The 21859-nt window shown below is 61.6% G+C and carries 20 protein-coding genes; 12 read left to right on the top strand and 8 right to left on the bottom strand.

What is annotated here, in order from left to right:
* Positions 1-25: 25 nt before the first annotated feature.
* Positions 26-556 (bottom strand): hypothetical protein, encoded by a 531-nt coding sequence (locus AB4O40_RS02140; RefSeq protein ID WP_223540927.1) that lies wholly within the window; start codon positions 554-556, stop codon positions 26-28.
* 383 nt (positions 557-939) lie between these two features.
* On the opposite strand from AB4O40_RS02140, the gene AB4O40_RS02135 reads away from it, so the two are divergent.
* The 6 genes from AB4O40_RS02135 (at position 940) to AB4O40_RS02110 (ending at position 4906) form a co-directional block, all read left to right on the top strand.
* Positions 940-1386: a DUF411 domain-containing protein gene (locus AB4O40_RS02135; protein ID WP_056724558.1), complete on the top strand. Its 447-nt coding sequence runs from the start codon at positions 940-942 to the stop codon at positions 1384-1386.
* Positions 1386-1820: a YqaA family protein gene (locus tag AB4O40_RS02130; protein WP_056724556.1), complete on the top strand. Its 435-nt coding sequence runs from the start codon at positions 1386-1388 to the stop codon at positions 1818-1820. Before AB4O40_RS02135 ends, AB4O40_RS02130 begins: the two co-directional genes overlap by 1 nt.
* A gap of 85 nt (positions 1821-1905) precedes the next feature.
* Positions 1906-2931, top strand: coding sequence for an alpha/beta fold hydrolase (locus AB4O40_RS02125; protein ID WP_460056379.1), 1026 nt, complete (start codon positions 1906-1908; stop codon positions 2929-2931).
* Between the two features lie 122 nt (positions 2932-3053).
* Positions 3054-3596 carry a tetratricopeptide repeat protein gene (locus AB4O40_RS02120; protein ID WP_056724552.1) on the top strand — a complete coding sequence of 181 codons (543 nt, stop codon included), beginning with the start codon at positions 3054-3056 and terminating at the stop codon, positions 3594-3596.
* Positions 3597-3662: 66 nt separating this feature from the next.
* Positions 3663-4145, top strand: a complete 483-nt coding sequence (locus AB4O40_RS02115; RefSeq protein WP_409079063.1) for an RNA polymerase sigma factor — start codon at positions 3663-3665, stop codon at positions 4143-4145.
* The gene (locus AB4O40_RS02110) at positions 4145-4906 is read left to right on the top strand and encodes an anti-sigma factor family protein (RefSeq protein ID WP_409079053.1); all 762 of its coding nucleotides are present in this window, start codon (positions 4145-4147) and stop codon (positions 4904-4906) included. Before AB4O40_RS02115 ends, AB4O40_RS02110 begins: the two co-directional genes overlap by 1 nt.
* A gap of 47 nt (positions 4907-4953) precedes the next feature.
* Here the strand turns inward: AB4O40_RS02110 and AB4O40_RS02105 are convergent, their stop codons facing one another.
* Positions 4954-6255: an ATP-binding protein gene (locus AB4O40_RS02105; protein ID WP_056724548.1), complete on the bottom strand. Its 1302-nt coding sequence runs from the start codon at positions 6253-6255 to the stop codon at positions 4954-4956.
* Between the two features lie 4 nt (positions 6256-6259).
* Positions 6260-6961: a response regulator gene (locus AB4O40_RS02100; RefSeq protein WP_007985461.1), complete on the bottom strand. Its 702-nt coding sequence runs from the start codon at positions 6959-6961 to the stop codon at positions 6260-6262.
* Positions 6962-7254: 293 nt separating this feature from the next.
* Between AB4O40_RS02100 and AB4O40_RS02095 the strand changes: the two genes are divergently transcribed.
* The 5 genes from AB4O40_RS02095 to AB4O40_RS02075 all read left to right on the top strand — a co-directional run bounded on the left by AB4O40_RS02095 (position 7255) and on the right by AB4O40_RS02075 (position 13924).
* The gene (locus AB4O40_RS02095; protein WP_056724546.1) at positions 7255-8412 is read left to right on the top strand and encodes an efflux RND transporter periplasmic adaptor subunit; all 1158 of its coding nucleotides are present in this window, start codon (positions 7255-7257) and stop codon (positions 8410-8412) included.
* Between the two features lie 15 nt (positions 8413-8427).
* The gene (locus tag AB4O40_RS02090) at positions 8428-11526 is read left to right on the top strand and encodes an efflux RND transporter permease subunit (RefSeq protein WP_056724544.1); all 3099 of its coding nucleotides are present in this window, start codon (positions 8428-8430) and stop codon (positions 11524-11526) included.
* Between the two features lie 179 nt (positions 11527-11705).
* Positions 11706-12347: a DUF1345 domain-containing protein gene (locus AB4O40_RS02085; protein ID WP_056724543.1), complete on the top strand. Its 642-nt coding sequence runs from the start codon at positions 11706-11708 to the stop codon at positions 12345-12347.
* A gap of 76 nt (positions 12348-12423) precedes the next feature.
* Positions 12424-13263, top strand: a complete 840-nt coding sequence (locus tag AB4O40_RS02080) for an AraC family transcriptional regulator (protein ID WP_056724541.1) — start codon at positions 12424-12426, stop codon at positions 13261-13263.
* A 52-nt stretch (positions 13264-13315) separates the two neighbouring features.
* Positions 13316-13924, top strand: coding sequence for a LysE family translocator (locus AB4O40_RS02075; RefSeq protein WP_460056389.1), 609 nt, complete (start codon positions 13316-13318; stop codon positions 13922-13924).
* Between the two features lie 44 nt (positions 13925-13968).
* Here the strand turns inward: AB4O40_RS02075 and AB4O40_RS02070 are convergent, their stop codons facing one another.
* A complete protein-coding gene (locus AB4O40_RS02070; protein ID WP_460056392.1) occupies positions 13969-15642 on the bottom strand; it encodes a fibronectin type III domain-containing protein in 1674 nt (557 codons plus the stop codon).
* Between the two features lie 652 nt (positions 15643-16294).
* Between AB4O40_RS02070 and AB4O40_RS02065 the strand changes: the two genes are divergently transcribed.
* Positions 16295-16579 (top strand): LuxR family transcriptional regulator, encoded by a 285-nt coding sequence (locus AB4O40_RS02065; RefSeq protein WP_056725098.1) that lies wholly within the window; start codon positions 16295-16297, stop codon positions 16577-16579.
* A 297-nt stretch (positions 16580-16876) separates the two neighbouring features.
* Here the strand turns inward: AB4O40_RS02065 and AB4O40_RS02060 are convergent, their stop codons facing one another.
* The 4 genes from AB4O40_RS02060 to AB4O40_RS02045 form a co-directional block, all read right to left on the bottom strand.
* Positions 16877-17674: a hypothetical protein gene (locus AB4O40_RS02060; protein WP_460056395.1), complete on the bottom strand. Its 798-nt coding sequence runs from the start codon at positions 17672-17674 to the stop codon at positions 16877-16879.
* Positions 17675-17935: 261 nt separating this feature from the next.
* Positions 17936-19123 carry a pyridoxal phosphate-dependent aminotransferase gene (locus AB4O40_RS02055; protein WP_460056398.1) on the bottom strand — a complete coding sequence of 396 codons (1188 nt, stop codon included), beginning with the start codon at positions 19121-19123 and terminating at the stop codon, positions 17936-17938.
* 95 nt (positions 19124-19218) lie between these two features.
* On the bottom strand, positions 19219-20355 hold the full coding sequence (locus tag AB4O40_RS02050) for a glycerate kinase (protein WP_056724530.1): 1137 nt from the start codon (positions 20353-20355) through the stop codon (positions 19219-19221).
* Between the two features lie 220 nt (positions 20356-20575).
* Positions 20576-21697, bottom strand: a complete 1122-nt coding sequence (locus AB4O40_RS02045; RefSeq protein ID WP_056724528.1) for a sugar diacid recognition domain-containing protein — start codon at positions 21695-21697, stop codon at positions 20576-20578.
* Between the last annotated feature and the right edge of the window lie 162 nt (positions 21698-21859).

Below are 21859 nucleotides of genomic sequence, written 5' to 3'. Positions count from 1 at the left end.
ACCGGGCGGGCCGTGCAACATGGCGTCAGGCCTCGTCCGAGAGAACTCTGCCTGGCCTCACCATGGGGCCGTTGTTCTTGCCGTAGGTTTCCAGGTTTTGCAGCACATAGATCGCTTTTTTGAACTCGGGAACCAGGTAGTTGGCGTACTTGTTACCCTTCAAATTATTGTTCTGAATGTTCTCCAGTTGCGTGGCGAAATATTCCAGCGCATTGAACTTGGCGTCAGGGTCCTTGATACCAAACCGGTCGAACTTGTCACCGGCATTGCTCAGTGTGACCGCTGTTACATCGCTGATCAGGCCACGCTCTTTCAGCATGACACTGAGAGCACCCATGGACTTGACAGAAATATCAGTGGGGTCAAAACCCTTCATCTGTTTGCGCAATTTCATCTTGTCCATCTTGACTGTATCCAGCTCAACCGGATTGTTGCCCACCAGGTCAAGCATCTGCCTGACCTTGACGCTCTGGGGAACAGGCTTTGATCTGCTGGCGGCATCTCGAACCAATAGACCCGCTTTCGCGGTCCAGTTGCCGGTATATCCGATCGTCATTGAAAACTCCTTGTTTGACCAAGTTGGGTGGCCAAAAGTATCGGCCGAAGCACTGAGGCAACCAAACTTTAATTCAGAGCCTTAACAATTCTCATACAATTAAGATACATACTGTAAAACTTCTTGTTTATTTGAACTTATCGCCCTGACGAATGTTCTTTCAGACTTTTCTTACATATCGGCTAGTTGGATTTCATCAGCACCGATACTTACCCTCGAATCTCAATCTGACAATTTTGTAATGTGCCCCTCATCTGCCTGACAGCATTGACCTACCATCATCGAACGGCAGATCTTTGTAGTAATTGGAAACACTCCTTGAATGCCTGACCGGATAAAATGGTCAGAATGCGTTTTTTTGCCCGTTACCCGAGACGAATCCCATGCGAAACCCTCTGCGCCTGATCGCCCTGAGCGCCCTGTTGATGTCTTCACTGGCCCAGGCCGCCGACCTCATTCCAATCGAGGTTCACCGCGACGCCAATTGTGGTTGCTGCAAAAAATGGATCACCCACCTGGAGGCCAATGGCTTCAAGGTCGAAGACCACGTCGAAACCAATATGAGCGAGTTCAAGCAACAGCACGGCGTGCCGCCGCGCCTGGCGTCGTGCCACACCGCGTTGATCAACGGCAAATTCGTTGAAGGTCATGTCCCGGCCGACCAGGTCCTGGCCTTGAGCAAGCGCGACGATCTGCTGGGGGTCGCGGCCCCCGGCATGCCCATGGGCTCGCCCGGCATGGAAATGGACGGCATGAGCGATGCCTATCAGGTCATCGGCCTGAAAAAAGACGGCACTGACGTGGTGGTTGCGGACTACCCCGCCCATTGATGTCGGGCGCGTACCTCGGGCTGTTTTTCGCGGCATTCGGTGCCGCCACGCTGCTGCCGTTGCAATCCGAAGCGGTGCTGGTCGGCCTGCTGCTCAGCGATCGGTACTGGCCCTGGGCACTGCTGGCGGTGGCAACGTTCGGCAACGTTCTGGGCTCGCTGCTTAACTGGTGGCTGGGGCGCGGGATCGAGCGGTTCCGTGACCGACGCTGGTTTCCGGTGAGCCCCCGGCACCTGGAAAAAGCCCGGCTTCATTACCAACGCTATGGCCATTGGTCATTGCTGCTCAGTTGGCTGCCGGTGATCGGCGATCCGCTGACGCTGGTCGCCGGGGTCATGCGCGAGCCGCTGGGGCGTTTCCTGCTGATCGTCACCCTGGCCAAGGGTGCCCGTTACGGCGTGCTGGCCATGGCGACTTTGGGCTGGATGGGTTGAACCATCAAGGGCGGCGGTTGCCTGTGTTTAATGCCGCCCTAATCGAATCGATCCAGCATCGGCGGATTTACCATGGAGCCCTTTCATGTCACGCCCCTTCTCCTGCTGGTTGCCCAGCCTTTTACTGACCGCCGCCCTGCCCGTCATCGCCCACGCCGAAGGACCGGGATACGGTCCCGAGTTGCAAGGTTTCGACTACCCCTACACCCTCAAGCACTTCGCCTTTGAATCCCAGGGCCAATCCCTGCAAATGGGTTACATGGATGTCGCCGCCCACGGCAAGCCCAATGGTCGCAGCGTGGTGCTGATGCACGGCAAGAATTTCTGCGGCGCCACCTGGGGCAGTTCGATCAAAGCCCTCAGCGACGCTGGCTACCGGGTCATAGCCCCGGACCAGATCGGCTTCTGCACCTCCAGCAAACCGGCGCACTATCAGTACAGCTTCCAGCAACTGGCGATGAACACCCAGCAATTGCTCAAGGCCCTGGGCATCCAGCAAGCCACCCTGCTGGGGCATTCCACCGGCGGCATGCTCGCCACTCGCTATGCCTTGCAATACCCCGAACAGGTCGAGCAACTGGCGCTGGTCAACCCCATCGGCCTGGAAGACTGGAAAGCCCTCGGCGTGCCCTATCGCACGGTGGATCAATGGTACGAGCGCGAACTCAAGCTCAGCGCCGAGGGTATCCGCAACTACGAACGCACCACCTATTACGGCGGCCGCTGGAAGCCGGAATTCGATCGCTGGGTCGACATGCTCGCCGGCCTGAACAAAGGCCCGGGGCATACCCAAGTCGCGTGGAACTCGGCGCTGATCTACGACATGATCTTCACCCAACCGGTGTACTACGAATTCCACAATCTGAAGATGCCGACCCTGCTGTTGATCGGTACGTCCGACACCACCGCCATCGGCAATGACATCGCCCCGCCCGAAGTCAAGGCGAAGATCGGGCACTACGACGTCCTCGGCAAACAAGTGGCCAAGATGATTCCCCGGTCCACGCTGGTCGAGTTCCCTGGCATGGGCCACGCGCCACAGATGGAAGAACCGGCACAATTCCACCAGGCCCTGCTCGCTTGGCTGAACAAGACCAACCCCGTGCGTTGAAGAGGAAAGGCTCCCACAACGAATAATTGTTCATGCTGCGGTGTTCTCATCACATCAACCTTGCACTGCGCCTGGCCAGGCGCGATCTGATCCGAACCCCGTGAACCTGTGGAGCAATGCCCATGAATATTCGCTTTGCTGTTCTGATGCCCCCTCTGTTGCTGGCCATCGGGTTGTCCGGCTCCCTCGCCCTGGCCAACGGCGGTGGCGGCGACGACGACGCACCCATCAGGCCCAACTGCCCCAAAGGCCAGGTGTTCGATAGCAAATCCCAGCGTTGCGTGCGGCAGACCAGCAGCCTGGTACCGGACGAAGACCGCACCAACTATGCCTATCGACTGGCCAAGGACGGGCGTTATGAAGAAGCCCTGGCCCTGCTCGACACGCTGAAACAGCCAAACACGGCAAAAGCGTTGAACTATCGCGGCTACGCCACGCGTAAACTGGGACGTACCGACGAAGGCATCGGCTATTACCTGCAATCGGTGAAACTCGACCCGCAGTACGCGCAGGTCCGCGAGTATCTCGGTGAGGCCTATGTGGTCAAAGGCCGGCTGGATCTTGCCCAGGAGCAACTGCGACAGATCGAATCCATCTGTGGCAGCACTCAATGCGAGGAGTATCAGGACCTGGCCGAAGCCATCAACGGCTCATCGAAAACCTGACAACCCGAGCGGACGGAGGTCGCCATCGCCAGCGATCAGGCAATACGAACGGAACTGAACCAGCATCTGGCGCGTTTATGGCGTTACGGCCTGCTGTTGTCCCGGCAACGGCATGTCGCCGATGACCTGGTGCAAGCCACCTGCGTGCGGGCGCTGGAACGGGCCGGGCAATACGTGCCGGGAACGCGCATGGACCGGTGGCTGCTGAGCATTCTGCATTCGATCTGGCTCAATGAAGTCCGCGCCCGACGGGTGCGCCAGGGTCAGGGTCAGGTAGACGCCGATCAGGCCTTGTCGTTCGATGGTGAATCCGTGGCCCAGACCCACGTGCTGGCGGCACAGGTCATCCGCCGCGTCGATGCGTTGCCCGAGGCCCAGCGCGAAACGGTGTTTCTCGCCTATGTCGAAGGCTTGTCCTACCGCGAAGTCGCCGAGGTGCTGCAAGTGCCCATCGGCACGGTCATGAGCCGCCTGGCCACCGCTCGGGCGAAACTGGCCGAATACCCACCGTTGCACACGGTGCCCACCCCTAACCGAGGAGAACATTGATGAACACGATACCCTCGGACGAACAACTGGTGGCTTACCTCGATAACCAACTCGATACCGAGCAGCGCGCGCGCATCGACGCGGCCATCAATGCCGACCCGATGCTCGGCCTGCGCCTGCAATGGCTGGATCGCAGCAGCCTGCCGTTCAAGGACGCCTATGATGAACTGGCCCGACAGGCGCCGGTGGATCGCCTGCAAGCCATGCTCGCCACGCTGCCCTCACCCGCCCGTCCCGGGCTCAGTCGACGCTGGTTCCTGGCCGCCGCGGCCGGGCTGTTGGCTGGCGGTGTATTGGCGGACCGCTTGTTCCTCGGCTGGCAAGCGAGCCGGCAGACACATAACTGGCGCGGCCTGGTGGCCGATTACATGGCGCTCTACGTACCGGAAACCCTGGATCACTTGCCCGGCGATGAAGCCGCGCAACGGGCACAACTGCGCACCATCGATGCGCGCCTGGGCCTCAACCTCGCGTCGGCAAAACTGAGCCTGCCCCGTGCCGAATTCAAGCGCGCGCAAATCCTCGAGTACGACGGTGCGCCCATCGCCCAGATCACCTACCTCGATCCGGCGCACGGCCCCATGGCCCTGTGCGTCACCCGCTCCAACAGCGGCAGCCGCCATTTCGCCCGGGAACAGCGACGCGAACTGAACATCGTGTATTGGGCCGATATGGAACACGCCTGGATGCTGATCGGGCATCAGCCGATGGCGGACCTGGAGGAAATGGCGAAGACGTTGCGCGAGCGCCTGAGTACCTGAGAAACCCCGGTTCAACGCAGGCGCTGCGCCAGCGCCTGCCAAGCGCGTCAGGCCGACGCCGGCAACCACAAGCGAAACCGCGCTCCGCCCAGGGGCGAGGCTTCCACCGTCAGCGTCCCGCCCTGGGCTTCCAGTGCGCGGCGGCTGATCGCCAGTCCCAGGCCGAAACCACCCGTGGCGCGGTCGCGGCTGCGGTCGAGACGGTAGAAGGGTTCGAAGATCCGCTCGCGCTCGTCATCCGGAATGCCGATGCCGTCATCGTCGACCCAGATTTCACAACCGCCGGCATAGGCCTGCACACCGATCTGAATACGCTTCTCGCAATAGCGCATGGCATTGCGCAGCAGGTTTTGCAAGGCACGGGCAGTCAGGCGCGGGTCCAGGCTGAAGCGTTCGAACTGGCCGTGGAGCAGCACGTCGATGACGATTTCCGGGGATTGCTGTTCTTCGTCGACGCTGCCGAGAATGCTGTCGATGAATTCATCCAGCGAGACTTCGACCTGCTCCGGTAGCCGCGCCGGGTTTTGCAGGCGGCTGTAGGACAGCAGCTCCAGCACCAATTCATCGAGTTCTCGAATGTGCGCCACCAGGCTTTGCAGGCGCTCGCGACTGGCCGCCGGCAAGTCGTCGGACAGGGCCAGCGCCAGGCCGAAATCCAGGCGCGTCAGCGGCGTGCGCAATTCGTGAGACACCGCATTGAGCAAGTCCCGCTGTTGGTTGAGCAAGTTCTCGATGTCGCCGGCCATGGTGTCGAACACACTGGCCAGGCTGCCGATGTTGGAACTCGGGGAGATTTGCGTGCGCTCGCCCAGGTGGCCCTTGCCAAAGCGTTCGGCGGCGCCCTTGAGGCGTTCCAGGTCACGCCAGTGCGGGCGCAGCCACAGCAACAGGCACGCGAGCATGGTCGCGCCGATCAGGACGTTGATGCTCCAGTACAACAGGTTGACGTCCAGCGGGTCCGGTGGCACGACCATTTGCACCACGGTGCGCTCATTGAGCGGCGCGACCGCCAGCGTGCGCCAGCCCCAGTCGCCCACGCGCACGATGTTCTCGCCGCGGCGCAAGCGCTGCTGTTCATCAGGGGTCAGGCTGCTGTCGTCATTGCCGCTGAGCACGATGTGCAGAGGAGAGAAGTCCTTGTCCATTTCAGCGGCCAGGGCCGGCCACTGTTCGGCCGGGACCCCGTGGAACTGTTTGACGATCAGCGTTTGCAGCCCACGGGAATAATCGAGGTTGTAGGTGACAAAGCGCTCCTGGAACACCTTGACCACCAGGTCCGGCACCAGATAGATCGCCGCGCTGAACGAGACGATGGTCACCAGGTACAAACGAAAGAGGATTCTGAACATCGGCTCAGCATTCCCACTCGGATCGACTGAACAGGTAACCCTTGCCCCACACGGTCTTGATCTTGCGCGCCTCGCCGGCGTGGTCGTCGAACTTGCGCCGCAGCTTGGAAATCGCCACGTCCACCGAACGGTCGGTGCCGTTGAATTCGATACCGCGCAGGCGTTGCAGGATCTGGTCGCGGCTCAACACTTCGCCGGCGTGCCGGGCCAGCACCACCAGCAGGTTGTACTCGCCGCTGGACAGCTCCACCAACTGCTCGCGCCAGGTCACGGTGCGCTCGGACAAGTCGATGCACAGGTTGCCCATCAGAATGCGGTCGTTGGCGGTCTGCGGTTCGCTGAGGCTGCTGCGGCGCAGCAACGTCCGCACCCGGGCCAGCAGCACCCGCGGCTCGCAAGGTTTGGTGACGTAGTCGTCGGCCCCCATTTCCAGGCCCAGGACCTGGTCGTGGCTGTCGTCGCGGGCGGTGAGCATCAGGATCGGCAAGGTCGCCGAATCGGCGCGCAGCAGGCGACAGACTTGCAAGCCGTCGAGGCCGGGCAGCATCAGGTCGAGGATCACCAGGTCCGGCGGATTGAGCCGCGCACGTTCGCGCACATGGTCACCGCGACCGATCACGCTGACGGAATAACCGTTGCGTTCCAGGTAGCTGGCAATCAGTTCGGCGAGGGCGGTGTCGTCTTCGACCAGGAGGATGTTGGGCATGGGGTGTTTCCAGAAAGTGCTGTGGCGCCAGATACGCCGCCATCGCGAGCAAGCTCGCTCCCACAGTGGCCGGTGGTGTTCACAACATTTGTGTTCACATCAAATCCCTGTGGGAGCGAGCTTGCTCGCGATAGCAATCTATCAAGCGCAATAGAAATCAAGGACTGAAGGATATACGCCCTCACTCGTCCCTGAGTAAAACCCTTACACAATTTCACACAGCACCAACAAAGCTTCACCGCTACCCTCGCCTTCGCCCAGTAGGATGCTGGGTGTCTTTATTGGGGTATTACATGTCGAAAAATCTGCTTGCCAGGCTCAGCCTGATTGCACTGGCGTTGACACTGGCCGCGTGTGACAAGTCCTCGAATGCCGAGGAACAGGCGCCGCTGGCCACGGTTCGCGTCGAAACCATCGAGGCGCGGCCACTGACCATCAGCAGTGAACTGAGCGGGCGGATTGCCGCGCCGCGCATGGCCGAAGTGCGTGCCCGCGTGGCTGGCGTGGTCTTGCAGCGCACCTTCCGTGAAGGTAGCGACGTGAAACAGGGCGATGTGTTGTTCCGCATCGACCCGGCGCCGTTCAAGGCCGACCTGGACAGCGCCGAAGCCGTACTGCGCAAGGCCGAGGCCAATGCGTTCCAGGCCCGGTTGCAGGAACAACGCTACGCCCAGTTGATCGATGACAAGGCCATCAGCGGTCAGGAGTATGACAACGCACGCGCCAACGCACGGCAGACCGCCGCCGAAGTCGCCGCCAGTAAAGCCGCTGTGGAGCGGGCGAAACTGAACCTCGGTTACGCCACCGTCACCGCACCGATTTCCGGGCGCATCGGCCGTGCATTGGTCACCGAAGGCGCGCTGGTCGGGCAGAACGAAACCACGCCGCTGGCGCTGATCCAGCAACTGAACCCGATTCATGCCGACCTGACCCAGTCCACCCGCGAACTCAACGAACTGCGCCGCGCCTTCCGTTCCGGCCAGTTGCAGCAGGTCGGCCAGGACCAGGCCAAGGCCACGCTGATTCAGGATGACGGCAGCCTCTACCCGCTACCGGGCAAACTGCTGTTCAGCGACATCACCGTCGACCCGGGCACCGGCCAGATCATCCTGCGCAGCGAGTTCCCCAACCCCGACCTCGACTTGCTGCCCGGCAGTTTCGTGCGCGTACGCCTGGAACAAGCGGTCAACCAGCAAGGCATCAGCGTGCCGCAACGGGCCATCCAGCGCGACAGCGCCGGCATCGCCCAGGTGCTGCTGCTCGACGCCGAACAGCGGGTCGGGCAGCAACCGGTCGAACTGGGCACCGTGCAGAACGATCGCTGGATCGTCACCGGCGGCCTGAAGGCAGGTGACCGCATCGTCATCGAGGGCCTGCAGCACGCCCGCCCCGGCGAGAAAGTGCAGATCGACGACACCCCTCTTCCCCTTGCCCAGGCGACTGGTCAGTAAGCAGGACGCTTCTTTATGCCGCAGTTCTTTATCGACCGCCCGGTGTTCGCCTGGGTGGTTGCCCTGTTCATCCTGCTGGCCGGTGCGCTGGCCATTCCGCAACTGCCGGTGGCGCAATACCCGGATGTTGCGCCGCCACAAATCGAAATCTACGCCGTGTACCCGGGCGCTTCGGCGCAAACCGTGGACGAGAGCGTGGTCAGCCTGATCGAGGAAGAACTCAACGGCGCCGATCACCTGTTGTATTTCGAATCCCAGAGCAGCCTGGGCAGCGCCACCATCAAGGCCACCTTCCAGCCGGGCACCAACCCGGAACTGGCCCAGGTGGATGTGCAGAATCGCCTCAAAGCCGTGGAATCACGGCTGCCGCAAGCGGTGATCCAGCAGGGTTTGCAGGTGGAGAAAGTCTCCTCCGGCTTCCTGCTGTTGATCACCCTGACGTCCAGCGACGGCAAGCTCGACGACGTGGCGCTCAGCGATTACCTGGCGCGCAACGTGATGAATGAGGTCAAGCGTCTGGATGGCGTCGGCAAGGCTCAGCTGTACGGCGCCGAGCGGGCGATGCGGATCTGGATCGACCCGCGGAAACTGCTCGCCTTCAACCTGACGCCGGCGGACGTCAACACCGCCATCGTCGCGCAAAACGCCCAGGTGTCGGCGGGCAGCATCGGCGACCTGCCGACCCGCACCACTCAGGAAATCACCGCGACCATTCTGGTCAAGGGGCAGTTGTCGACCCCCGAAGAGTTTGCCGACATCGTCCTCAAGGCCAACCCGGACGGCTCGACCGTGCGCATCAGCGATGTGGCGCGGGTCGAGATCGGCAGCCAGGAATACCAGTTTTCCACGCGCCTGAACGGCAAGCCGTCCACTGCCGTTGCCGTGCAGCTGTCGCCCGGCGCCAACGCACTGAATACCGCGACCCTGGTGCGGGCGAAGATGGATGAACTCAAGCGCTACTTCCCGGCGAACGTCGAGTATTCGATACCGTACGACACCTCGCCTTTCGTCAAGGTTTCGATCACCAAGGTGGTCTACACCCTCTTTGAGGCGATGTTGCTGGTGTTCGCGGTGATGTTCCTGTTCCTGCAGAACATCCGCTACACGCTGATTCCGACCCTGGTGGTGCCAGTGGCGTTGATGGGCACCTTTGCGACGATGCTGGCGCTCGGGTTTTCGATCAACGTGCTGACCATGTTCGGCATGGTGCTGGCCATCGGCATTCTGGTCGACGACGCCATCGTGGTGGTGGAGAACGTCGAGCGGATCATGGCCACCGAAGGCCTTTCGCCCAAGGAAGCCACGCGCAAGGCCATGCAGCAGATCACCGGGGCCATCATCGGCATCACCCTGGTGCTGGTCGCGGTGTTCATTCCGATGGCGTTCATGCAGGGCTCGGTCGGGGTGATCTACCAGCAGTTCTCACTGTCGATGGCCACCTCGATCCTGTTCTCGGCCTTCCTCGCCCTGACCTTGACCCCGGCCCTGTGCGCGACGTTGCTCAAGCCGATTGCCAAAGGCGAGCACCATGAAAAGACCGGGTTCTTCGGCTGGTTCAACCGTCGCTTCGAGCAACTGACCGACCGTTACCAGGGCTGGGTGGCCTACGCGTTGAAACGTACCGGGCGCTACTTGCTGATCTACGGCGTGCTGCTGATCGGTCTGGGCCTGGCCTTCAGTCGCCTGCCCTCCTCGTTCCTGCCGGTGGAAGACCAGGGTTACACCATCACCGACATCCAGTTGCCGCCGGGTGCGAGCAAGAACCGCACGGTGCAGGTGGCCGAGCAGGTTGAAGCGCACAACGCTGGCGAGCCAGGCATTCGCGACAGCGTGGTGATTCTCGGCTTCAGCTTCTCCGGCAGCGGGCAGAACGCGGCGCTGGCGTTCAGCACGCTCAAGGACTGGTCCGAGCGCGGCAGTGAAGACTCGGCAGCCTCCATTGCCGACCGGGCCAACGTTGCCCTCAGCCAGATCAAGGACGCGGTGACCTTTGCCGTACTGCCGCCGCCCGTGGATGGCCTGGGTACGTCCAGCGGATTCGAGTTCCGCCTGCAGGATCGTGGTGGTCTCGGCCATGAGAAGTTGATGGAAGCCCGCACCGAGTTACTCGCGGCGGCGCAAAAAAGCCCGATCCTGATGAACGTGCGCGAAAGCGCCCTGGCCGAGGCACCGCAGGTGCAACTGGTGGTCGACCGCAAGCAGGCCAACGCGCTGGGGGTGTCCTTCGCCGACGTCGGCAACGTGCTGTCCACGGCCGTGGGCTCGGCCTACATCAACGACTTCCCCAATCAGGGACGGATGCAGCGCGTGGTGGTGCAGGCCGAGGGCGACCAGCGCAGCCAGGTGGAAGACCTGCTGAAGATCCACGTGCGCAACACCCACGAAAAAATGGTGCCCCTGGCGGCCTTCGTCCAGGCCAAGTGGACCCAGGGCCCGGCGCAGTTGACCCGCTACAACGGCTATCCGGCGATCAGCATTTCCGGTGAACCGACCCCGGGCCACAGCACCGGTGAGGCCATGGCCGAGATCGAGCGGCTGGTGGCACAGGGCCCGGCGGGCCTGGGCCAGGAATGGACCGGGTTGTCGTTGCAGGAACGGTTGTCCGGCAGCCAGGCGCCGATCCTGCTGGGGCTGTCGCTGTTGATCGTGTTCCTGTGCCTGGCGGCGTTGTACGAGAGCTGGTCGATCCCGACCTCGGTGCTGCTGGTGGTGCCGCTGGGCGTGCTCGGTGCGGTGCTGGCGGTGACCTTGCGCGGGATGCCCAACGACGTGTTCTTCAAGGTCGGGTTGATCACCATCATCGGCCTGTCGGCGAAGAACGCGATCCTGATCATCGAATTCGCCAAGAGCCTGTACGACGAAGGCCATGACCTGATCGACGCCACCCTGCAAGCGGCACGCCTGCGGTTGCGGCCGATTGTCATGACCTCCCTGGCGTTCATCCTAGGCGTGGTGCCGCTGGCGATCGCGACCGGCGCCAGCTCGGCGAGCCAGCAGGCCATCGGCACCGGGGTGATTGGCGGGATGATCACGGCGACCCTGGCCGTGGTGTTCGTGCCGGTGTTTTTTGTGGTGGTAATGAAGCTGGTGCGCAAGCGCCATAAAAACACCTGACAAAAACACTAACCCCTGTGGGAGCGAGCTTGCTCGCGATGGCGGCGTGACAGTCAACAAATATGTTGAAAGTGATGGCCTCATCGCGAGCAAGCTCGCTCCCACAGGGATCTCGGTGATTTCAAGATAGTGGTTACCTGGGCTAAGGTGTTGGCATAGCCCCAACCCGTCGAGTGTCCATGTCTTTCCTCCCCCGCACCCACCCTCGCCTGTCCGCCGCCATCCTGCTGGGCATCGCGGCGGGCTTTCTGGCTCCGGCCGATTCGCCGATCAGCAAGATCCTCATCGGCTGGAATGCCGGCGTCTGGATCTATCTGTCGCTGATGCTTTGGCTCACCGTGCGTTCGAAAGCGCCTGACGTGAAACGCATCGCCGAAATCGAAGACGAAAACGCCGGGCTGGTGCTGGCGCTCGTATGCATTGCGGCGCTGGCCAGCCTGGCGACCATCACCTTCGAACTGGCCGGCAGCAAAGACCTGGAAACCACGCGCAAGCTTTTGCATTACGGCTTCACCGCCCTGACCGTCATCGGCTCATGGCTGCTGATCGGGGTCATCTTCAGCCTGCATTACGCCCGGCTGTATTACATCTGGGACGGCAAGGAGCCGGCGCTGCGTTTTGCCGAAGGTCTGACGACCCCCAACTACTGGGACTTCCTGTACTTCTCGTTCACCATCGGCGTGGCGGTGCAAACCTCGGATGTCGGCGTGGCCACGCGGGGCATGCGCAAGATCGTGCTGGCGCAGTCGTTGATCGGTTTTCTGTTCAATACCGCCATTCTCGGGTTCTCGATCAACATCGCCGCCGGCCTGTTCGGTTGATGACTGCACAAACGTTCTAGGCATGGCCCTCGGTCAAGGCGTTAAATAGCCCGGCAAACCGTTTCGCAGGTGCCCCATGAGCGCTCACAACTGGATCGACATGGCCCAGGATGCCGACACCGGCATCGAGACCCTGCGCGCGCATTTCGAAGGCCATGCCTATGACCCGCACTGGCATGACAGCTATCTGGTGGGTGTCACCGAGCAAGGGGTGCAGCAATTCAATTGCCGACGGGCCAGGCACCAGAGCACGCCGGGCAAGGTGTTTCTGCTGGAACCCGGTGACATCCATGATGGCGACGCGCCAACCGCCGACGGCTTCACCTACCGCATGCTGTACCTCGACCCGCAGTGGTTGCAGCGCGAACTCGGCGCCGTGTTCGATCATGCCCCCGACAACAGCCAGCTGAGCTTCGCCGCCACCCTGGCCAGCGATGCGCGCCTGGCCCAGGCCACCAGCCTGGCGTTTGAGACCCTGCATCGCGGTGAACTGAAGATTGTCCGCCAGACCGCCCTCGACGGTTTGCTCGAACGCCTGACCAGCCACTTGCACTGGCGCGCCCGCGATGGCCAGGACCCGCGTTTGCCACAGGTGGCGCAGAAGGCCCGGGAATACCTGCATGCCAACGCGCAATACGACATCGGCCTCGATCAACTGGCCGCCTTCACCGGCGTCGACCGCTTCCGCCTGACCCGCGCGTTCAAGGCTGCCTATGGCATGGCGCCCCACGCCTATCTGGTGCAATTGCGCCTGGCCACGGCGCGGCGGATGCTGGCCCGTGGCGAACAACCGGCAGCAGTGGCGATGGCACTGGGCTTTTCCGATCAGAGCCATCTGGGCCGCTGGTTCATGCGCGCCTACGGCCTGACGCCGGCGTTGTACCGCAAGCGCTGCTCAAATCTTCCAGACAGGTAATACCGGCGATGGTGAAGATCAACGTACTGATCTTCACCGGAGTCTGCCTGCGATGCTGTCCACTTTCCCGACCTTGTTGCCCTTCTTGCTGTTTGCCTTTGTCGCCTCGATTACACCGGGCCCGACCAACATTCTGGTGCTGAGCAACAGCGCACGGTTTGGCGTGGCGGCGGCCGTGCCCATCATTTTCGGCGCCTGCGCCAGCGCGGCGATCCTTGTGCTGTTGGTGGGTACCGGAGCCGGGTCAACATTGACCGCTTGGCCGGTCTTGCAAACCGTCATGCAATGGGTCGGTGTAGGGTGGCTGAGCTATCTGGCCTGGCAGATTTTCAGCACCCCCGCCGAAGCCATCAGCACTCAGACCAGAGAAGTCCGCCTCGGAATGTGGGGTGCCGCCAGCCTGCAATGGATCAACCCGAAAACCTGGATGATGGCGCTGGCGGTGGTCAGTGTGTTCGCCGAAGGCGGCGAACAGCGTGGGTTGCGGGTGGCATTACTGTCGTTGGTGTTTTTCCTGGTGTCCCTGCCATGCCTCGGCGCATGGGCAATGCTGGGCGCCGGTTCGAGCCGCTGGCTGCGGACGCCGCGCGCCATGCAACGCTTCAATCGTTGCATGGCGCTTTTGCTGCTGGGTTCGACGTGGATAAGCGTCTGGATCTGAATGCCCCATGTGACCCATCGGTGCATAACGAGTTTCAACCGCCATCAGGATGACGTCGCGGCTGCAGCGCCGTTGGTGAACGTCGTCGTTACAGACAAGGAACGGTTTCCTGCGGCATCTTTGGCCCTTACGTCAAAAACGTCCGAGCTCCCCAAGCCTGAAACCGGGTAACTGGTACCGCTCACCGAAATCCAGCTACCTGCGTTACGCCGCACCTCGTAGCCGGTGACCCCGACATTGTCTTGCGACGCGCTCCAGCTCAGCAGTGCATTGCCAGGCGTCGAGGGCGTCAGCTTGAGGGCCGTCACGCGAATCGGCGGCACGAAGTCATGGGTCACCACGCCAATCACAGCCGACAGGGCCGGTACGGGGCCTTCGGGCCGACGGGGCTGAACGGTGAACCGATACTCCTGTTCGGCTATCAACCCCGTGGCGAGGTATTCACGCACACTGGTGCGAACGACCGGCCGTCCCGGGCAGGTGATTTCATAATCGATCAGATAAGAGGCGTCCTGCGGCGCATCCCAGATCAGCCTCGCCTCGTTGAACGTCCTGCCGGGATTGCTCAGGTTTCTGGGTTGTGTCCGGTCCGGGCCGATGGTGACGGTCGCATATGCCGGTGCTGAATATCCAGTCTCGTTGAAAGCTCGCACTTCGATGAAATAGGTCACATCAGGAGACAGGTGCCTCAATAGCCAGGTCAGGTGCTCGGTTTCATATCGTGCGATGACTTGCGGGTGCTGACTGAGCACGCCATAGGCCACCTCGTATCCAGGCTGATTGATCGTGGCCCAACTGACACGCACCGTATCAAAGGTGTCCAGCACAACCAACGGGCCTGGCTTGGGTGGCAACGGTGGGCCATCCAGCGTTCGTTGAGTGATGCGCGACGGAGAAGATTCGCCGTTGGCATTGCGGGCGCTGACTTCGACGAAATAAAGGGTATTTTTGTTGAGGTTGGTCAGCGCCTCGCGCAGTAGTCGCGTGGTCAGCGTATTGACCGCCCCACCGGGTTCGATACCGTAACGGATGACATAATCGTCGGCCGCCGTGGCGGCAAACCATTGAATCTCCAGCGTGGAGATTGTCGGCGTCGCTCGCAAGCCAACGGGCGTCGCGGGCACTTGCAAGGTCTGTCTGGTGATACGTGTCGGTGCCGAATCGCCGACATTATTGGACGAGCGCACATCGAAATAATAGTGGGTTCCGGCATTCAGGCCGCTGACCGTGTGAGCCGCCGCCACCGATGTCGCGGAGCCGATCACCGCGCCACTGGGGGCAAGCCCGTAGCTGATCTTGTAGCTCGAAGCATCGGCGGGTCCGGACCAGCTCAAGGCCATGGTGTTTTTGCTGGGTGTGGCGCTGAGATTGGTCGGGCTTGACGGAACAGCGGCCGCCGGATGGGTCTTGGCTTGCGCGTCCTTGCTGATTGGCGACACCTCACCACCCTTGAGCCCGAAAATCTGGATGAGATATTCCGTGTTCGGATTGAGCCCGCTGACGGTATAGGTCAAGGAACTGATGGGGACATCGAACTCGCCCTCCGTGGGGCCTCCCGCCACTCCCCACTTCACCCGCGAACCGGTATGCCCGCCACCGGCCAGGTAGCCCCAGATCACGCGAATGGCCGAGGTCGACTGAGCGGACGCGGTAATGGTAATCGGCGGAACCACATAAGCCGTCCCAGGCAGGGGTGATTCGTTTTCATGCCCGCTCATTCAGACGCCTCCAGCAACGGTTTGACTGCGTTCATTTAAATACCGTTTGCGGGTGCAGCACCACTGACAGAACGGTTAGTGGCGATCGGCCGGTTTCTATTGTTCGCGCAATAGCAGCACTCGACCTTGAATCTGTAAGGCCGTCGCCCTTTCTCCGGCGATGCGTTGGGTCAAGGCTGAACAGCGCATGTCCTTCTCCCGTCGCGCGGATTCCCAGCCACAACCCTGTCTCACGTCGAGAAGCGCGCCACCGGCGTTTTCAAGCGACGAACGGGTATATCGGTGTTGATCGAAATCCGCCCCTTGCGGGGGCATTTTTCCGGTGGAGATCTGCGTAATCACTCGCCTGTGTTCAACACGCAAAATCTCGCCTAATCAAAAAATTAACGCGCATTCCTCAGGACGTCATGACTCAAAGATCCATCCTACAACCACCGAAGTCTTCGGCTGACAGCCTTTTCCATAACACCTGATTAAAGTTCCTCACCTGTAATTTCTGACAGGTTCCAAGTCGGTTGATTCGCGCTATAACGACACCTCGCCTACAGCCCTGCACCGGGCTTTGTAGGACGGCCGCGCGAACCATGCCTTTGTGAAGTAGGAGGATTCCGCCGCGCCCACGCCGTCAATGATGATGAATGGGAGATCCAAAATGCATCAGTCCGCTACCCCCTCAGTTCGCTCATCGCCAGCCTCGCTCAATTTGCCACCTGTGGAGAGTAGGCAGGCAAAAGAAATCAGGCTTACCTCCCGGGAAAAAGAAGTCTTGCAGTGGAGCGCCGCGGGCAAGTCTTCCTGGGAAATTGGCCAGATCGTCAGTTGTTCCGAGGCCGGTGTGAATTACCATTTTTGCAACATTCGCCGAAAATTCGGCGTGAGATCGCGCTGGATCGCCTTGGTCATGGCACTGGAACAGGGATTGATTCAATTGCCTTGAGCCAGTCCGTCCCCAAGGGGCCGCGTGTCATCGCGCCCTAGGGACACCCAATGATTCCGGACCAGACACTTCATGCCTTCCCCCGCCCCCGTGCCTGTGACGATACGCCCGTATCGTGCAGGCACCGCCCGGACAACGCGCTACGCATTATCCTCGCCGATGACCATCCCGTGGTGCTGACCGGGGCCAAGATGACCCTGTGCGCGCAACCCGGTTCAGCATTCAGGATTGTTGCCCTGGCACATAACGCGGATGAACTGATCGCCCATTTGCAGAACACCCCCTGTGATTTGCTGATCAGCGACTACTCGATGCCTGACGGACGCTTTCCCGATGGCCTGGCATTGATGGGTTACCCGCCTTGTCGAAAATGGTATAGCCACCACAGAAGCCGCCGTCACCCAGTAAGCGAATCAGGTCAACCGGGAACTTCACCTTTCGGTCCGCCCCCAACTCGACCACATCAATTGGTACGATTAAATCCGGGTCTTCGGGCAACCGGTCCTTCATCCAGGCAAAGGCCACCTGGTCACCTTCCGCTGCCCCGGTCCAGGTGGGGATGGTGCCATCAACGTCCGTCAACCCGGCAAGATTGGTCTCGGTGAAGGGCGGCGTAATTGAAAATGTAATCTTGCCAGGTGCCGCTGTACCGTTAGGCGGGGTCTTGTCGATAAAGACCGGCACATCCTCCGACTCGGCAGGCGTCCCAACCCAGTTAACATGTTGATAACGGATCTTGAATGCCCCCTCGTTTTCATCTTTCAACAGAAAGTCAGCCGGGAGGGTGATCGGCAAAGGGAAAGAGGACGTACCTTCGGTGTAGTCGACACTCGCAACATCTTCGTATTCATCACTGCCGACCCGCGCAATCTGAAGTGTCACGGTTTCCGTTTCACCATCAGGTGGAAGTGTCGCCCAGGCTGTAACCTGCAACAGGATTCCGGCATCCAGTGAAGCCCGAGGGAACAGGCCTGGCGGGTTTCCAGGCAGCGTTACAGTACTGACATCCGGTTTGACGAACTCCAATGGGCCATTGCGCCCAGGTTCGCGTTGACTCCATGCGGGTAATATTTGCTTGCTGCCGTAACTCGCCATGACATCGTTCTCCCATGAACAACACTTCGACCTTTGCGCACGCAATGGTCACCAAGCCTGTCTGGCAGATCGAGACATCGGGTAAGCGCAGCACTGTCCCTTCGCTCTGCTCGGTAACTGGACCTTGAGCGAATTAAACGGCAGTTTTTAGCAACGCGATACTGTCAAAGTTGACAGGTATCCGCACTTTTTTTGCACGGCTGGAACAGGTTCAGACGGGGTTGGATCGCACGTTCAGCGCTCAGGCCGGGGTGAAAAACCTCAGGCCCGCCGCCCCTCGAGCAAGTCCGTCACACACAGGGAAATACGTCGGCAGGCATCCGCCAGCTTCAGTCGGTCCACCACCAGGCCGAGGCGAATATGCCCCGCCGCACTCGGCCCGAAGGCTTCGCCGGCCAGCACCGACACGCCATAGCTGTCCAGCAACCGCTCGGCAAAGTGCTGGGCCGACAACCCGGTCTGACGCACGTCGACCATCACGAACATCCCGCCATCGGGGCGAATCGCCCGGATGCCAGGGCACAGATCCAGGCTGGCGCACACCAGGTCGCGACGCTGGCGATACTCCTCACGCATCAGCGCCACGTGCGGCAGGTTTTCATCCAGCGCCAACTGCGCGGCGTTCTGGATGAAATCCGGAATGCCGAACAGCATGCACAACGACAGATTCACCAAATGTTCACACAGCGTTTGCGGCCCGATCACCCACCCCACCCGCCAGCCACTCATGGCGTGGGACTTCGACAGGCTATTGATCGTCGCCGTGCGTTCGGCCATGCCCGGCAAGCTCGCGGGGCTGATGTGTTCGCCCTCGAACAGCAGTTCGCTGTAGACCTCATCGCTGATCAACCACAGGTCATGGCGAATGCACAACTCGGCCAGCGCTTTCCAGGTCGTCAGCGGCAGGTTGGCGCCGGAGGGGTTGTTCGGGCTGTTGAGCAACATCGCGCGGGTGTTCGGCGTGATCAGTGCCGCGACATCCGCCGGATCGACTCGAAAGCCGTTCTGCGAACGCACCGGTACCGGCACCACTTTCGCCCCGCAGGCGCCGAACACGCCTTCGTAGGTCACGTACATCGGTTCGGCGACGAGCACTTCGTCCCCCGGATCGAGCAGGCATTGCACCACCGAATACACCGCGCACTGCGCCCCGGGGAAGACGATCACGTGCCGCGCATCCACTGCCTGGCCGCTGCGCTGGCGATGATGCCGGGCGATGCTGTCGCGCAAGCCCTGGCTGCCGCGCACCGCCGGGTAATGCGTGTCGCCGGCCAGCAAACTGCCAATCGCGGCCTGGACGATGGGTGGTGGGGTGTCGAAATCCGGGTCGCCGATCGACAGCAGCAAGACATCGACACCCTGCTCGCGCAGCGCCAGCGCTCGATCGTGAATCTGCCAGGCCGCCGCTCCGTCACCGGCGATTCGTTGGGTCAAGGCTGAGTAGCGCATGGCGTTCTCCTGTGGCGCGTATTCCTGGCCACAACCCTATCTCAAATCGCGCAGTACGGCACCTCGCCATCACTTGTTTAAGGGTGTTCAAACGTTTACCGGCTGGCCATCCGCCAGACCCGCGCCACATCGGTCGCCCGCTCACGCAGCAAGCGCGGCGCCTCGGCACAGGCCTGCTCCAGGGTCATCGGCCCGCTCGCCAGGGCAAACGCCGCGTCGATACCGTGCTCGTACAGTGCCTGATAGCCCTCGCCCAACGTGCCCGCGATGACGATGACCGGCACGCCGTGTTCCCGGGCGACCCGCGCCACGCCAAAGGGCGTCTTGCCGCGCAGGGTTTGCGCATCGAAACGTCCTTCACCGGTGATCACCAGGTCGGCGCCCGCAACGGCGTCGGCCAGGCCCACGAGTTCGGCCACCACTTCAACACCCGCCTTGAATTGCGCACCGAGGAACGCCTTGGCGGCAAACCCCAGTCCGCCCGCCGCGCCACTGCCCGGCTCGTCGCGCACGTCGTGGTTCAAGGCCTGTGCGCAATGGTCGGCAAAGTGCCCCAAAGCGTGGTCCAGCTGTTCGACCTGCACCGGCGAGGCGCCTTTTTGCGGGCCGAAGATCGTCGAGGCACCGTGGGGGCCGCACAGCGGATTGTTGACGTCGGCGGCGATGTCGAAACGCACCTGGGTCAGGCGCGGATCGATGTCACTCAAGTCGACGCGGGCCAACTGCGCCAGGGCGAGGCCGCCCGGTGACAGCGTCTGCCCCTGGAAGTCGAGCAGTTTCACGCCCAGGGCCTGCATGGCACCGGCGCCGCCGTCGTTGGTCGCACTGCCGCCAATCGCCAGGATCACCCGTTGCGCACCGGCATCCAGCGCGGCGCGGATCAATTGCCCGGTCCCGAAGGTGCTGCTGATGCATGCATCACGCTGAGCCAGAGGGACCAACTGCAACCCGCTGGCTTCGGCCATTTCGATAATCGCGGTGTGGCTATCGGGCAACCAGCCCCAAGCGGCATTCACCGTAGCCCCTAAAGGCCCGCGCACCTCATTGCGGCGCAGTTCGCCATCGCACGCCGCCAGGATCGACTCGACAGTCCCTTCCCCGCCGTCGGCCATCGGGCATTTGATCAGTTGCGCATCAGGCCAGACCTGGGCCAATCCCAATGCAATGGCATCGGCCACGCCTTGGGCGCTGAGGCTGTCCTTGAACGAGTCGGGGGCGATCACGATTTTCATGGGAATTCTCCAGTTCCAATGCCCACATGCTGCCAGCCGCCAGGAACAATAACGCCGGGCCGCTGCACAAGCGGTGTTGAGGATTATTGTTCATTTCCACAAAGTACCGGCCTTTTGTGGGAGCGGGCTTGCTCGCGAAAGCGGTGGGTCAATCAGCATTGATGTTGGATGTGATGGCCTCTTCGCGAGCAAGCCCGCTCCCACAGGGGAATTGCGTGATTCATGGTTGGGTGTCTGTCTGGGGCAGCAGTTGCACCCCCAGATACAGCGCGAGCATCCCGTCGAGCCGCAACGGATCAACCCCGCTCAGCTCGGCAATCCGCTCCATGCGGTAGCGCAGGCTGTTGCGGTGAATGCCCAGTGCATCGGCGCAGGCCTGGCTCTGGCCGTCGTGTTCGCACCAGCTGCGCAGGGTTGCCAGCAACTGGCCGTTGTTGTCCTTGGCAATGACCTTGCGCAGCGGATTGAGCAGTTCGTCGAGGGCGTCGTCGTTGCGGTGGCGCCAGAGCATCACCGGCAGCCGATAGCGGTTGAGCGTCAGCAATCGCGAGCGCGGCAACACCTCGCGCCCGTAGGCCAACAAGTCACCGACCCGGCGATAGCAGCGCCGCAAGCCCGAAAGGCCATCGGCCTGCCCGCCCACGGCAATGCGCAGGATGTTCCAGCCCAGGCCGTCGAGCTTGTCCAGCAAGCGCTCGTTCTCCACCGTCTGGCTTGCCGGCCGGCACCAGAGCAACGAGGTCTTGGCCGAGCTCACGCACCAACTGTCGGGGTGGCGGCTGGTCAACCAGGCGCTGAGGGCCTCGACGGTTTGCCCTGGCGCGTGCTCAAGTCCCAGTTCGAACAGGTACGGCACCCGGGTCATTTGGGGCTTGAGGCCCAACTGCTGCGCTTCATCGACCAGTCGCGGCGCATCCCCGGCTTCGCTGAGCAACAACGCCAGCAGATCATCGCAGCGCTGGCGCCGCCATTGTTGCTCGGCCTGCTGGTTGCGCTGGCCCACCAGCATCTCGGCGGTCATGCGCACCAGTTCGGCGTAGGTGCGCAGTTGCTCGGGTTCACCGGTGATGCCCAATACACCGATCAGGCGTTGATCAAGCATCAGTGGCAGGTTGATGCCCGGCTGCACGCCCTTGAGATGAATCGCCGTCTGCGCATCGATCTCCACCACCCGGCCATTGGCCAAAACCAGTTGCGCGCCTTCATGCCGGGTGTTGACCCGATCCGGCTCGCCGCTGCCCAGGATCAAGCCCTGGCTGTCCATGACGTTGACGTTGTACGGCAGGATAGCCATCGCCCGGTCGACGATGTCCTGGGCCAGGTCGTGATCGAGTTCGAACATGCAAGTGATCCTTGAAGACAGTGATGGAACGGGTTGTTCACCCGCACAGGCCTTGGTTGCAAACCCTGTGCTCAGGCACAAAGACAGCCACCCTGGGGGTGGTCGAGACTCTCTGGGCGATCAACGTTACCCTTTGCATCGCAAAAAATCATAATAAAGAGA

Source organism: Pseudomonas sp. S2_F07 (assembly GCF_054668325.1).
The sequence above is the reverse complement of the archived record's forward strand: the minus strand, read 5'-3'. Positions and strand labels throughout refer to the sequence as shown.